This window comes from Pseudomonas sp. ADAK13 (assembly GCF_012935715.1).
Classification (GTDB): domain Bacteria; phylum Pseudomonadota; class Gammaproteobacteria; order Pseudomonadales; family Pseudomonadaceae; genus Aquipseudomonas.
In genome coordinates this window covers 3,985,343-3,998,683 of the sequence record NZ_CP052860.1, presented here as the reverse complement: position 1 = coordinate 3,998,683, position 13,341 = coordinate 3,985,343, and the positions used below count along the sequence as shown (strand labels likewise).

Annotated in this window: 9 protein-coding genes and 1 other RNA gene; 2 read left to right on the top strand and 8 right to left on the bottom strand. The window is 61.3% G+C overall.

Annotation, left to right across the window (positions count from 1 at the left end; genetic code table 11):
• The first annotated feature begins 88 nt into the window (after positions 1-88).
• Both HKK54_RS18455 and HKK54_RS18450 read left to right on the top strand, forming a co-directional pair.
• A complete protein-coding gene (locus HKK54_RS18455; protein WP_003219067.1) occupies positions 89-952 on the top strand; it encodes a LysR family transcriptional regulator in 864 nt (287 codons plus the stop codon).
• 61 nt (positions 953-1,013) lie between these two features.
• Positions 1,014-1,925 (top strand): DUF2167 domain-containing protein, encoded by a 912-nt coding sequence (locus tag HKK54_RS18450; protein WP_169387413.1) that lies wholly within the window; start codon positions 1,014-1,016, stop codon positions 1,923-1,925.
• A gap of 57 nt (positions 1,926-1,982) precedes the next feature.
• On the opposite strand, the gene HKK54_RS18445 is transcribed toward HKK54_RS18450, so the two are convergent.
• From HKK54_RS18445 to HKK54_RS18410, 8 genes are all read right to left on the bottom strand, one after another.
• A complete protein-coding gene (locus HKK54_RS18445; RefSeq protein ID WP_169387412.1) occupies positions 1,983-2,591 on the bottom strand; it encodes a hypothetical protein in 609 nt (202 codons plus the stop codon).
• A gap of 1 nt (position 2,592) precedes the next feature.
• A complete protein-coding gene (locus HKK54_RS18440) occupies positions 2,593-3,639 on the bottom strand; it encodes an N-acetylmuramidase family protein (RefSeq protein ID WP_010165496.1) in 1,047 nt (348 codons plus the stop codon).
• A gap of 311 nt (positions 3,640-3,950) precedes the next feature.
• Positions 3,951-4,047: signal recognition particle sRNA small type (gene ffs / locus HKK54_RS18435), an RNA gene on the bottom strand.
• 112 nt (positions 4,048-4,159) lie between these two features.
• Positions 4,160-5,326 (bottom strand): zinc-binding metallopeptidase family protein, encoded by a 1,167-nt coding sequence (locus HKK54_RS18430; protein WP_169387411.1) that lies wholly within the window; start codon positions 5,324-5,326, stop codon positions 4,160-4,162.
• 137 nt (positions 5,327-5,463) lie between these two features.
• Positions 5,464-7,824, bottom strand: a complete 2,361-nt coding sequence (gene ligA / locus HKK54_RS18425) for an NAD-dependent DNA ligase LigA (protein ID WP_169387410.1) — start codon at positions 7,822-7,824, stop codon at positions 5,464-5,466.
• Positions 7,825-7,911: 87 nt separating this feature from the next.
• A complete protein-coding gene (gene zipA, locus HKK54_RS18420; protein WP_169387409.1) occupies positions 7,912-8,763 on the bottom strand; it encodes a cell division protein ZipA in 852 nt (283 codons plus the stop codon).
• Between the two features lie 258 nt (positions 8,764-9,021).
• Entirely contained in the window at positions 9,022-12,510 is a 3,489-nt protein-coding gene (smc, locus tag HKK54_RS18415; RefSeq protein WP_169387408.1) for a chromosome segregation protein SMC, read from the bottom strand.
• A 2-nt stretch (positions 12,511-12,512) separates the two neighbouring features.
• A complete protein-coding gene (locus tag HKK54_RS18410; RefSeq protein WP_010176400.1) occupies positions 12,513-13,172 on the bottom strand; it encodes a GntR family transcriptional regulator in 660 nt (219 codons plus the stop codon).
• Positions 13,173-13,341 lie beyond the last annotated feature (169 nt).

The window sequence follows — 13,341 nt, the reverse complement described above, 5'->3', positions numbered from 1 at the left end:
CCAGCAGTGGGAATGCCGTCAGTCTTGGCCCCGCCAAGGCGCAGGACAATTAACCGTTTCTGACTTCTGTAATCACTGGAACTGAGCGATGGAACTGGCCCAACTGAAAATGGTGAAAGCCGTGGCGCAAACCGGCAGCGTGGCCCAGGCCGCCCTGCAATTGCACTGCGTGCCGTCCAACATCACCACGCGCATCAAGCAGCTGGAAAGCGAGTTGGGCACCCCGCTGTTCATTCGTGCCGGGCGCGGGTTGGCGATCAGTGCGGCCGGCGAAGTGTTTCTCGACTACTGCGAACGCATCCTGGCGTTGGTGGAAGAGTCCAAGCGCGCCGTCGACAGCAACGCAATTCCCCGCGGCAAACTGCGCATCGGCGCGGTGGAATCCAGCGCCAGTGGCCGGTTGCCGCCGTTGTTGGCCGAATACCATCGACGTTATCCACAAGTGGAGCTGGAACTGGTAACCGGCGCCTGGGCTCAGCTACTCGATGACCTGCAACACCACCGCATCGATGCCGCGCTGGTGGCCGCCGGCGGCAAACGCCCGAAGCTCGAACAAAGCGTGGTCTACAGCGAGCGCCTGGTGCTGATCACCAGCGCTTCCAGCGCGCCGATCGAGGATGCCCGGGACCTGGCCGGCCGCACGTTGCTGGTCTGGCCGCCCGGCTGCCCGTACCGCGCCGCCCTGGAAAACTGGCTCAAGCCCCACGACATCAAGCCGGCCATCGCCAGCTATGCCAGTTGGGGCACGATCATTGGCTGCGTCAGCGCAGGGATTGGCGTGGCGCTGGCGCCGGAAGGCATCCTGGCGCGCTACGAGCAGGCCAACCAATTGACGTCCTATCGTTTTGACGAATTGGCGGCGGTGGACAACCTGCTGTTCTGGCACAAGGACACCCAGCGCCACCTGGCGCGAGATGCATTTGCCGGGCTGCTGCGGGAAACATTCGGCTAACCCGTTGCAACATGTTTCAGCTATCCTGCCGCGAAATTAATTCAAATTGTAAGGGACTACCATGAATTACTTCCGCCTGGTGTTGGCGGCGGCCGCTCTGAGCCTGCCTGTCGCACCCGCTTTTGCCTCCCCCACGCCGGCGCCTGTTGAAGCCACCGCCCCCGCCGAAGCTCCCGAAACCGCCGAGCACTTTCTGGCGTCTCTCAAGCAGAAGACCGGCACGGTCACCCTGCCCGGCGACATTGCGACCCTCAAGCTCAACGATGAGTTCTACTACCTCGACCCCGCAGACACCGAGCGCCTGTTGACCGATGGCTGGGGCAACCCACCGGGCTTCAAGACCCTGGGCATGATCGTGCCGAAAGCCGTCAGCCCATTGTCTGAGCGCGGCTGGGGCGTGATCGTCAGCTACAAGGCCGACGGGCACATTTCGGACGAAGACGCCGCGAAAATCGACTACACCGAACTGCTCAAGCAAATGCAGGAAGAAGACGTCGAAGACAACAAGGCGCGCCAGAAACAGGGTTACGCCGGCCTGCACCTGCTGGGCTGGGCCGAGCCGCCGCACTATGACGACACCACCCACAAGATGTACTGGGCCCGTGAACTGAAGGCCGACGACGCCAAGCAGACCACCCTCAACTACAGCATCCGCGTGCTGGGCCGTGAAGGCGTGCTGGAACTCAACGCCGTCGCCGGGATGTCCGACCTGGCCACCATCAAGCAGGAACTGCCCAAGGTCCTGGCCTTTACCAACTTCACCGATGGCAACCTGTACACCGACTTCAACCCGAAGACCGACAAACTCGCGACCTACGGCCTCGCGGCACTGGTTGCCGGCGGGATCGCCGCCAAGGCCGGGCTGTTCGCCAAGATCGGCATCTTCCTGCTGGCGGCGAAGAAATTCCTGGTAGTCGGCGTCGTGGCGCTGTTCGCCGTCATCCGCAAACTGTTCAACCGCAACAAGGCCTGATTCGCGGGCATAAAAAAGCCGCGGCGTGCCTGGCACACCGCGGCTCACAGAACAGCTTCAGCTTTTCGCAGGGGCCAACCTGGCGTATTGGTCCTGGCTGATCCAGCCTTTGGAAGAGCGGCCCTCGCCATTGATGTACTCCACCTGAGCCCAGCCATCCTTGAACGCCAGCACCGCGACCACATCGTCCTTGACCACGTAGGCATGACTGGCCTTGGCGTCCGGGGTTTTCTGCAGGAAGGCCTTGTCGGCCGAGACAGTGACCAAGCCAATCCACTTTTTGGCAGCCGTCTGGGTCAGGTCCAGGCCGGTGGCAATTTCGGGCATCAACACGCTGACACAGCCGGGGTGTTCACGGCCCTTCTCCACGGTCAGCGTCACACCGTCCGAGGACGCAGCGACGGTTCCCGGATACGCCGCATCCAGCCACGTGGACACCGACGCCTTCGCGCCATCGACCTTGCCCTGCAGGAAGAACGTGCACGTGCGGGTCACGCCCTCGCCCATCTCCTCAGAATAAAAACCTTCCACCTGATGCTCAGGCGTCACGGCCAGCATCAGCCCTTCGTACTTGCCCGAGTGCAACGTGGCGGCAAACACGGGCGTACCCACCACACACACGAAAGAGGCAACCCACAACCGGGACAGGCAATGTTTGAACGGCATTCTATTTTTTCCCTTCAAGTGCTTCGTAGGCTTTTTTGATGCGTTGGTCATAGTCGCCATAATCCTTGCCGTTATAGTTCAGCGCCATGGCGGCGTAATCCTTGTTCTTCATGGCCTTGACCAGTGCCGGGCTCTGGCTGCAAAAACCGAGGAAGGCCTTCAGTTGATGCCCGGCATTAATCTTCATCGCCACCACCAATTCAAACACCGTTTTATAACCGCATGCCGTGAAGTTGGAGCCCATTATCTGAAACATGCCCCAGGAGGCCGACTTCAAGGCCGCTTCCTGATCCAATGCAAAGGCGGTGGCCATGGTTTCCCAGGCCTTGGTCTGGTCCTTGTTATTGGCCTTCCACTGGGGCCCGGCCTTCTTCACGTAGGGGTACGACAACAGCGGGTGGGTCTGATCGTATTTATGGTGGGTGTACTTGCGAAAGTGGTGCCCTTCAAAGGCAATCACCGGCAACTTTGCCGGCCCAAAGCCGGAGCGCCCGCCCGACTCCACCGTGGCGAAGGCCTTGATGATATTGACGGATATGCCGTTACCCAACTGCGTGGCGGCGTTCTGGAAATCCGTGTCCGTCAGCGTCGTCCCGCCGTCGCACGTGGCCTGGAGCATCATCTGCCGGTTGCGCCGCTCGGCCTCGATCATTGCCCGCATGCGGTCCAGGTAATTATTGACGGTCGCCTGGACCATGTCGGAGCTGGTGTTGCCGAACACATTCAGGAAGGTCGGAATGCGCAGGGTCGGGTGCGGCTTGACCGGCACCTTCACCGCCTCTTCGATCAGGCTATTGAAGGTGCGCCCGGTGGGGTCGATAACACCATCCGGGTGAGCGTACTTGAGGTAGCGGAACTGATACTGGCTGATGCACTGCACCAGTTGGCCGTCGCACTTGCCGTTTTCGGCCAGGGGAAAACCCAACTTGGGAATGATCAAGTTGAACAAGTACTGGACGCACTGAACGTCGGCGGGCAAGTTGCGGGCTTTGCCCGGCGCCCCGACGGAAGCGCTGATGAGAGTAGGCAACCCTTGCAGGCTTTTCATTACCGACATCCTTGTTAGTTGGGGTGAATGAGCCATAAAGCGCCATCACTTTAATATCATCCATGGGCCGCCGACATATTTAGAAATATGTCGCTGGCGCAAACTAACAAGGCGAAATTGGGTTGTCCAGAGTGGATTCTTGAAGTTGTGAAAGGGCACTCACAGTCTTTTTTCGATAACGATTGCTATGCGGCGGGTGAGCGCTTTGTCAACGGACGAACAGCAGAAATCGCTTCGCACTTGACGATTGTCAGCGAAGGGTCTCATAAGCGTATTTTTCTGAATCAAGGAGGGTGGCGTTATGGAGGCAACCCCACCAGCCACACCCCGGCACACAATGTTCCCGCTGTGGCTGCTGCCTTCCGGCTCTGACCAGGTTCACGGGTAATCGTTGCGGGGGGACCGATGGGGTCACCATAACGACGCTCGCCTCTCGGCAAGCGGGGCCATTGTACCGATCTCATCGGAAGTTACAACCGTTCGCGCGGGATTAAAAATATGAAGGGCTTCAAGCACTTGCCTATTGGGCCTGAAGCACCTCATCCGCCCTGCCGCCCTCTTGCTGGATCACCAGGTGAATGAAGTGCAGCTTGGCAATCACCGCCGGCGGCAGGACGAACGGATAGAAATCCGGCTGGCCCATGCTGCGGGACAGTTCGTTGAGCATGCCGGCCAGTTCGATCCAGGCATTGACGAATGACAGGAACGCCGCGCCGCCGGGATGTTCAGGGTCATACAGCGTGCTGACGGGAAACGGCTGGTAATCCAGGTCCATTTCGCGCGCGCTCATGCCGAAGCCCAGCGCGGTGTCGACGGCGTCCATCATGTGCAGGTAATGCGCCCAGGTTTCCGCCCAGTCTTCCCAGGGGTGCATGGTGGCGTAGGCGCTGACGCAGGTTTGCTGCCAGTCCGGGCGCGGGCCGTTCTGATAGTGCTGCTCAAGGGCGTCGGCGTAGCTGGCGCGCTCGTCACCGAACAACGTGCGGAATGGCTCCAGCCAGTGGCTGTTGGCGATCAGGCGGTCCCAGTAGTAGTGGCCGACCTCATGGCGAAAATGCCCGAGCAAGGTGCGGTAAGGCTCGCGCATCTGCACACGGATTTTTTCGCGGTGGGCGTCGTCGGCTTCCTTGATGTCGAGGGTGATCAGGCCATTGGCGTGGCCGGTGGTGGGCGCGTTGCCTTCCAGGTCGATGCCGACAAAATCGAAGGCCAGGCCGGTGTCTTCATCGACGGTCTTGGGGATGACCTGCAACCCCAGGCTGATCAGTTGCGCGACCAGACGGCGCTTGGCGGTTTCGACCTTGCGCCAGCGCTCGGGGTTTTCAGGGATCAACAGGTCGGGGATGGTGCGGTTCAGGCTGCAGGCCACGCACAAGGCCTGGCCGCTGTCGGAAGGCACCAGCCAGTTGCAGGCAGCCGGGCTGTCGAGGTTGGCACAGCGACGAAATACGCCAGCTTCAGGGTCGGCGTCCAGCAGCCAGGTGTCGGCGTTCGGGCCGGGCTGCAGGGAGGACAGGCGGCTCTGCGCCGGCTGGTAACCCAGCAGCGCCGAACAGGCCAGGCATTGGCTGTTGCGAAAGAACAGCGACTGCCCACAGCGGCACTGCCAGACCTTGCTGTTGCGCGAGGTCTCGGCCATGAACGGTGCGGCAATGCGCGAACTGAGTTGTTCGAAGAAGCGGTACATGGCGATCTCTCCCTGGGCTGCCCAAGACTAGATCATTTCCTGCCGATGATCGTTCCCACGAATGTAGGAGCCGGCTTGCCGGCGATGGCGATCTTGAAAACGCCATCGCCGGCAAGCCGGCTCCTACAGGATGAGCGTCAGGCAACGGTTATGCCGTGCTGGGCGAGGAACGCCACGAACGCCTCTTCATCCAGCACTTTCAAACCCAACTCACTGGCCTTGGCCAGCTTCGAGCCGGCGCCCGGCCCGGCCACCACGCAATGGGTTTTCGCCGACACCGAGCCCGCCACCTTGGCGCCGAGGCTTTCGAGTTTTTCCTTGGCGACATCACGGCTCATCAGCTCCAGGGAGCCGGTGAGCACCCAGGTGTGACCGGCCTCGGGCAAGCCTTCGACGACCTTCTTCTCGCTCTGCCAGTGCATGCCGAAGTCCTTGAGCTGCTGCTCGATGGCCAGCGCACGATTAGCGTTTTCTTCGATGTCGAAGAAATCCCGTACGGCCTTGGCCTGCTTCTCCGGCAACGCCTGGCGCATGTCGAGCCAATCGGCCTTGATCACGCCTTCCAGGGAGCCAAACTTGTCTGCCAGCTTCTGCGCCGCACCCGGGCCTACGGACGGCACGTGCAGCTTGTCGAGCAAGCCACCCAGCGTGGTGCTGGCGGCGAATTCAGCGCTGAGCTCGCCCTGCTCCTGCAATTCCAGGCCGCACTCCTCCCTGGAGATCAAGGCACCGATCACTTCCTGGTTATGGCTGTCTTCAAAGAAGCTGTGAATCTCGTGGGCCACTTCCAGGCCGACGTCCGGCAAGTACGTCAGCACTTCCGGCAAGGCCTGCTGCACCCGCTCCAGGGACGCCAGCGAGCGCGCCAGCACCTTGGCGGTCTCCTCGCCTACATCGGGAATGCCGAGGGCGTAGATAAACCGTGCGAGGGTCGGCGTCTTGCTGTTTTCAATGGCGGTGATCAGCTTCTTGCTGGAAACGTCGGCAAAGCCTTCCAGGTCGATGATCTGCTCGTACTTGAGCTTGTACAGGTCTGCCGGCGAGCCGATCAGTTTCTCGTCCACCAGTTGCTCGATGGTCTTGTCGCCCAGGCCATCAATGTCCATGGCGCGGCGCGACACGAAATGGATGATCGCCTGCTTGAGTTGCGCACCGCAGGCCAGGCGCCCGACGCAGCGATACACCGCGCCTTCGCTGACGGTTTCCTTGCCCTTGCTGCGCTTGACCAGTTGCGTGCGCTCCACGTGGGAACCGCACACCGGGCAGCTCTCGGGGATCTGCACCGCGCGGGCGTTTTCCGGGCGACGCTCGGTGACCACCGACACCACCTGGGGGATCACATCACCGGCACGGCGGATGATCACGGTGTCGCCGATCATCAAGCCCAGGCGCGCCACTTCGTCCATGTTGTGCAGGGTTGCGTTGGACACGGTCACACCGGCGACCTTGACCGGTTTCAAGCGCGCCACCGGCGTTACCGCGCCGGTGCGGCCGACCTGGAATTCAACGTCCAGCAGTTCGGTCAGCTCTTCCATGGCCGGGAATTTGTGAGCGATTGCCCAGCGCGGTTCGCGGGCACGGAAGCCCAGTTCCCGTTGGTAGGCAATGCTGTTGACCTTGAACACCACACCGTCGATTTCATACGGCAAGGCATTCCGGCGCTCACCGATATCGCGGTAGTAGTCGAGGCAATCCTGAATCCCCTTGGCCAGCTTCAGCTCATGGCTGATGGGCATGCCCCACTGCTTCAGCTGTTGCAGATTGCCGATGTGGGTGTCGCTGATATCCGTGGTCACGCCGTAGCAGCAGAATTCCAGCGGACGGCTGGCGGTGATCTTCGAATCCAGCTGGCGCAGGCTGCCCGCCGCCGCATTGCGCGGGTTGGCGAAGGTTTTGCCGCCGACTTCCAGTTGCGTGGCGTTCAGCCGTTCGAAACCGGCCTTGGACATGAACACTTCGCCGCGCACTTCCAGGGTCGCCGGCCAGCCGCTGCCCTGCAGCTTGAGGGGAATATTGCGCACGGTGCGCACGTTGACGCTGATGTCTTCACCGGTGGTGCCATCGCCGCGCGTGGCGCCACGCACCAGTTCACCGTCCTGATACAGCAGGCTGACCGCCAGGCCATCGAGCTTCGGCTCGCAGCTGTATTCCACTGCCGCGCCACCGCCAAACAGGTCGCCTGCCGGCAGGTCCAGGCCTTCGGTCACCCGGCGATCGAATTCCAGCATGGTGCTTTCATCGAAGGCGTTGCCCAGGCTGAGCATCGGGATTTCGTGACGCACCTGAGTGAATGCAGACAATGCCGCACTGCCGACCCGCTGCGTCGGTGAATCACGGGTGACCAGGTCCGGGTGCTCGGCTTCCAGGGCCTTGAGCTCGTGGAACAACCGGTCGTACTCGGCGTCCGGGATGCTCGGTTCGTCGAGGACGTGGTAACGGTAGTTGTGCTGATCCAGTTCAGCGCGCAGTTCGAGGATGCGGGTGTGGGCGGCGGTCATGGGTGTTCTCTCATAAAGCAAAAGAGCAGCCGAAGCTGCTCAATATGTTAGTGCATGGATTCTACAGGCAACGCTTAAGCTTGAACCTCAGCGCTTCTGTGTCAGGGCGCGACGCTCGAACTCGACGATGCGCTGACGGTAATGCTCGATGGTCTGGGCGGTCAGGACGCTGCGTTGATCGTCCTTGAGTTCGCCGTTGAGTTCCTGGGACAGCTTGCGGGCGGCAGCCACCATCACGTCGAACGCTTGTTTCGGGTGACGCGGGCCTGGCAGACCGAGGAAGAAGCTCACCGCCGGGGTGCTGAAATGGTCGATGTCGTCCAGATCGAAGATGCCCGGCTTGACCGCGTTGGCCATGGAGAACAGGACTTCACCGTTGCCGGCCATGCTTTCGTGGCGGTGGAAAATATCCATCTCGCCAAAACGCAGGCCGCTTTCCAGAATATTCTGCAGCAAGGCCGGGCCCTTGAAGCCGGCGGCGTCACGGCAGATCACGCTGATCACCAGCACCTCTTCGGCAGCCGGTTGGTCCTTGACGGATTCTTTATAGGCGCTCTTGGTCGGTGCTTCATCCGGGAAGTCATCGTCACGGCTGCTGAAGCTCGGGCCTTCGTCCAAGTCCAGGTTCAGGTCGCCCTGAGCGGGTTCGCTGGCCGCAGCACGCTTGCCGCGCTTGGGCTCGCGGGCTTCACGCACCGGTGCGCTCATCGACGGCAGGTCGTGCTCGTCCAGTTGCGGCTCTTTATGGTTATCCAGGACACGCGGTGGCCCCAGCAGCTCGGCGCTGCCGTCGTCGTCCGGCAAATTGGACAGGTTGCGGTCCAGGCGGAATTTCAACTTGCCCTTGCCGCCGCGCATCCGGCGCCAGCCATCAAAAAGAATACCGGCAATGACAATAATGCCGATGACGATCAGCCACTCGCGCAGACCGATTTCCATGTAATCCCGTGCCTCTAATAAAAAATGCTGAAAAATAAGGGGTTTAGCACCGTGCAAACCGCTTTAAAACGTGGCGCCAACTCTATGTTCTGAATGACGTTTTGCCCACGCATACGAAAATTTGACATTAAACTAGCACGACCAAAGATAACTTTACACCGTCTGTCAAAATGCCTTGAACAAATATGTCCATTTGCCACTTTTCCCAGACCGGTAAATCACCCTACGTCCTGCTCAAAATCCTCCTTCGAGTGCGACTCAGGATTCCACCAGCGCCATCGCCTCTTCGACATCCACCGCCACCAACCGCGAACAGCCCGGCTCGTGCATCGTCACGCCCATCAACTGATCGGCCATTTCCATGGCGATCTTGTTGTGGGTGATATAGATGAACTGCACCGTCTGGGACATCTCTTTAACCAGTCGGGCATACCGTCCAACGTTAGCGTCATCCAGCGGGGCGTCAACTTCGTCGAGCATGCAGAACGGCGCCGGGTTCAACTTGAAGATCGCAAATACCAGGGCCAATGCCGTCAGTGCCTTCTCGCCACCGGACAACAAATGGATGGTGCTGTTCTTCTTGCCCGGAGGCCGCGCCATGATCGTTACCCCTGTATCGAGTAGATCTTCGCCCGTCAGTTCCAAGTAAGCGCTGCCACCACCGAAAACTTTCGGGAATAACGCCTGTAAACCGCCATTAATCTGATCAAAGGTATCTTTGAAGCGATTACGGGTTTCCTTGTCGATCTTGCGGATCACGTTTTCCAGGGTGTCCAGGGCTTCGACAAGGTCGGCGTTCTGCGCATCCAGATAACGTTTGCGTTCGGACTGCTGCTGGTACTCGTCGATGGCGGCGAGGTTGATTGCGCCGAGGCGTTGAATGCGCGCGGCAATCCGTTCAAGTTCTTCTTCGGCGTCTTTCTCGTTGGCCTCGGCGGTCAGCGTATTGAGCACGCCGTGCAGGTCGTAGCCGTCTTCCAGCAACTGGTCTTGCAGGGTTTTGCGGCGCACCGTCAGGGCTTGCCATTCCATGCGTTGCTGTTCGAGCTGGCCACGGATCAGTTGCGACTGCTGCTCGGCCTGGGTCCGGCGTTTTTCGGCGTCGCGCAGCTCGCGGTCGGCGTCTTCCAGGGCGATTTGTGCAGTCTTGAGTTCTTCGTCGACGGTCATGCGCTTGTCGAGCAACTCTTCGAGCTTCAGGCGCAGCTCTTCCAGCGGGGCTTCGCCCTCCTCCAGGTTGAGGCTCAGTTGCTCGCGCTTTTCGGTCAGGCGTTCGGACTGCATCTCGAGACGCTCAAGGGCCTGGCGCGTGGAGTCGTGTTGCGCACGCAGGGAACCGAGGCGCACGGCCAATTGATGGGCGTGGTCCTTGTGCTGGCGGGCTTCCTGGCGCACCCGGTCGAGGCGCTCGCGCAGGCTGTCGCGCTGGGCCAACAGCAACTCGCGCTGCTCGGTGTCCAGGGCCATGCTGTCGAGGGCTTCCTGCAATTGCAGGCGCGCTTCGCCGACTTGTTCGTGTTCAAGGGCGCGTTGCTCGCCCATCTCCGCCACTTCTTCGTCGAGACGAGTACGGCGCAGGGTCAGTTGCTCGACCTTGGCCTTGCTCGCCGAGAGCTGGGCTTTCAATTCGCCTTGCTGGCGCGCTTCGTCCTGCAACAGGCGGCGCAGGTGTTCACGGCCGGTCTCTTGCTGGCGCTGGGTAGCGCGCAGGGTTTGCAGCTGGTTTTCCAGGGACTCAAGCGTCGCTTCGCGCTCTTCGCGCTCGGCGGTCAGGTTGACGATTTCCTGGCCACGGGCCAGAACACCGCTTTCCGCTTCGCTGGCGCGACGCACCCGCAGGAAGTGCCGGCCAACCCAAAAACCATCGCGGCTGATCAGGCTTTGCCCCGCCGCCAATTGGCCGCGCTGGGCCAGGGCCTGCTCAAGGCTGTCCACCGGTTTGACCTGGCCCAGCCAGGGCGACAGATCAATCGCCGCCTCGACCTTGTCCAGCAGGCTGCCCGGCACACGGGTGCCGTCCGCCGCCGGGCTGAGCAAGCGCAGATCGCCCTGGGCAAACCCCGCCAGGTCAAAGCCGCCAAAATCATCCACCAGCACCGCTTGCAGGTCGGCGCCGAGCACGGTTTCCACCGCCAGCTCCCAACCGGCTTCAACCTTCAGGCCTTCGGCCAGGCGCGGGCGCTCGGCCAGGTGTTGATCGCGCAGCCATTCCGCCGTGCCGGTGCCCGGGTCGAGCGCCGCTTGCTGCAAGGCTTCCAGGGAGGCCAGCCGGCCGTTGAGCCGCTGCAAATCGCCCTGGGCCTGCTGCTGTGCCTGGGTCGCTTGCTGCAGTTGCTGACGCAATTGCTCCAGGCGCTCCACTTGTTGTTCTTCGCTGGCTTCCAGCTCTTCCAGCGTCATTTCGCTTTCGGCCAGTTTCTCGCTCAACTCCAGGATCGCCGCATCTTCCGGGTCGGCGGCGAGCAGCACGCGCTCTTCCACCAAACGCCGCTGACGCTCGGCCAGGCGCTCCATGCTGGTTTCCAGTTGCTGGATGCGCGACTGCTGCACCTCAGCCTGGCGGCGGGGCTCGGCGGATTGCAGGTTGAAAGTGTCCCACTGCTCCTGCCAGCCGTGCATGGTGGTTTCGGATTCTTCCAGGGCCGCAGCGGCTTCTTCAGCGGCAGCGCTGGTGACTTCCTGCTCGGGGGTGAGCATGTCCAGCTCTTCCCCAAGGGTCAGCAGCAAGGTGCGGTCGTGGCCCAGGTGGGATTCGGTTTCCAGGCGCGCACGTTCGGCTTCTTTGAGGTCATCCTGCAATTGGCGCAAACGTTGTTGACCGTGCTGGATGCTCTGCTCGACCCGAGCGATATCGCCGCCCACCGAATAGAAACGCCCCTGCACCAGATTGAAGCGCTCGGACAGGTCATGGTGACCGTCCCGCAGGCGCTCGATACTGGCGTCGGCATTGCGCTGCTCGGCCACCAGGGCCTCAAAGCTGATTTCCTGGGTGCCGATGATCGCTTCGCGCTGGCCCACTTGATCGTTCAGTGCCTGCCAGCGCAGGGCCGACAGTTGCGCCTTGAGCTGGCGCTCTTCGCCCTTGTATTCCTGATACTTCTCGGCGGCCTGGGCCTGGCGGTGCAGGCGCTCCAACTGGCGCTCCAGCTCTTCACGCAGGTCGGTCAGGCGGGCGAGGTTTTCATGGGTACGGCGGATGCGGTTTTCAGTCTCGCGACGGCGCTCCTTGTACTTGGAGATGCCGGCCGCTTCTTCGATAAAGTTACGCAGGTCTTCCGGCTTGGCTTCGATCAGCTTGGAGATCATGCCCTGCTCGATGATCGAGTAGCTGCGCGGGCCCAGGCCGGTGCCGAGGAAAATGTCGGTAATGTCCCGGCGGCGGCACTTGGTGCCGTTGAGGAAGTAGCTGTTCTGGCTGTCGCGGGTGACTTTGCGGCGAATGGAGATTTCCGCATAGGCCGCGTACTCGCCCACCAGGGTGCCGTCGGAATTGTCGAACACCAGTTCGATGCTGGCCTGGCTCACCGGCTTGCGGCTGGTGGAGCCGTTGAAGATGACGTCGGTCATCGACTCGCCACGCAGGTTTTTCGCGGAGCTCTCGCCCATCACCCAGCGTACGGCGTCGATGATGTTCGACTTGCCGCAGCCATTGGGCCCCACCACTGCCGCCATGTTACTGGGGAAGTTCACCGTGGTCGGGTCGACGAAGGATTTGAACCCCGCCAGTTTGATGCACTTGAGCCGCACGCTTAGGCGTCCGCCAACGCAGCGATGACCAGCGAGCAGCTGCGCTCGCCGTAAGCCGAGAGCACCTGGCGAATCTGCGGCAGGTCACGGGCCAGCACGGCGGCGAGCAATTGCTCAAACAGCACCAGGTACTCGCTCATGGACGCCTTGCGTTGATCCAGCGCCAGGTAATAGGCGCGGTTCATCGCCGGCTGCAGGTTCTCGACGGTTTCCTGCAAATACGGATTGTTGGCGAACGGATAGGCGGCGCGCATCACGTTGAAGCTTTCTTCGACGAAGGCGCGGATGTCCTGGCGCTCGAAGCTGGCGATCAGGCGCTGCTGGATCTGCACGAACGGCGCCATGTCGGCCTGGGTCTGCCAGCCGGCGGCGACGGCGTTGCCCAGCAGGATGTACAGCTCGCCCATCAGCGTGCACAGGCTCTGCACCTTGTGGGCAGTCAGCTCGGTGACGTGGGCGCCACGGCGCGGCAGGATCGCGATCAAGTGCCGGCGCTCAAGGATCAGCAAGGCTTCGCGCACGGAGCCACGGCTGACATTGAGCGCCAGTGTGACCTTCTGCTCCTGGATCCGCTCCCCAGGCTTGAGGTCGCCGCGAATGATACGTTCGGCGAGGTGGTGAGCGATTTGCTCGGCAAGACTATCCGGCGCCTTGAACGTCATGTTTTCCCTTCAAAATCGTCTATCGGTACAAGCGCGGCAGTGTAGCGCAAATGCCCGCTGATGGCGCTGGGCCCACAAACCAGAATTTGGCATGAAATAAGCAGCCGTTAAAGTCCAGAAGCCCCCAAAAACGGCGGTTCCAGAGAACTGGACCATAATTAAAGATGTT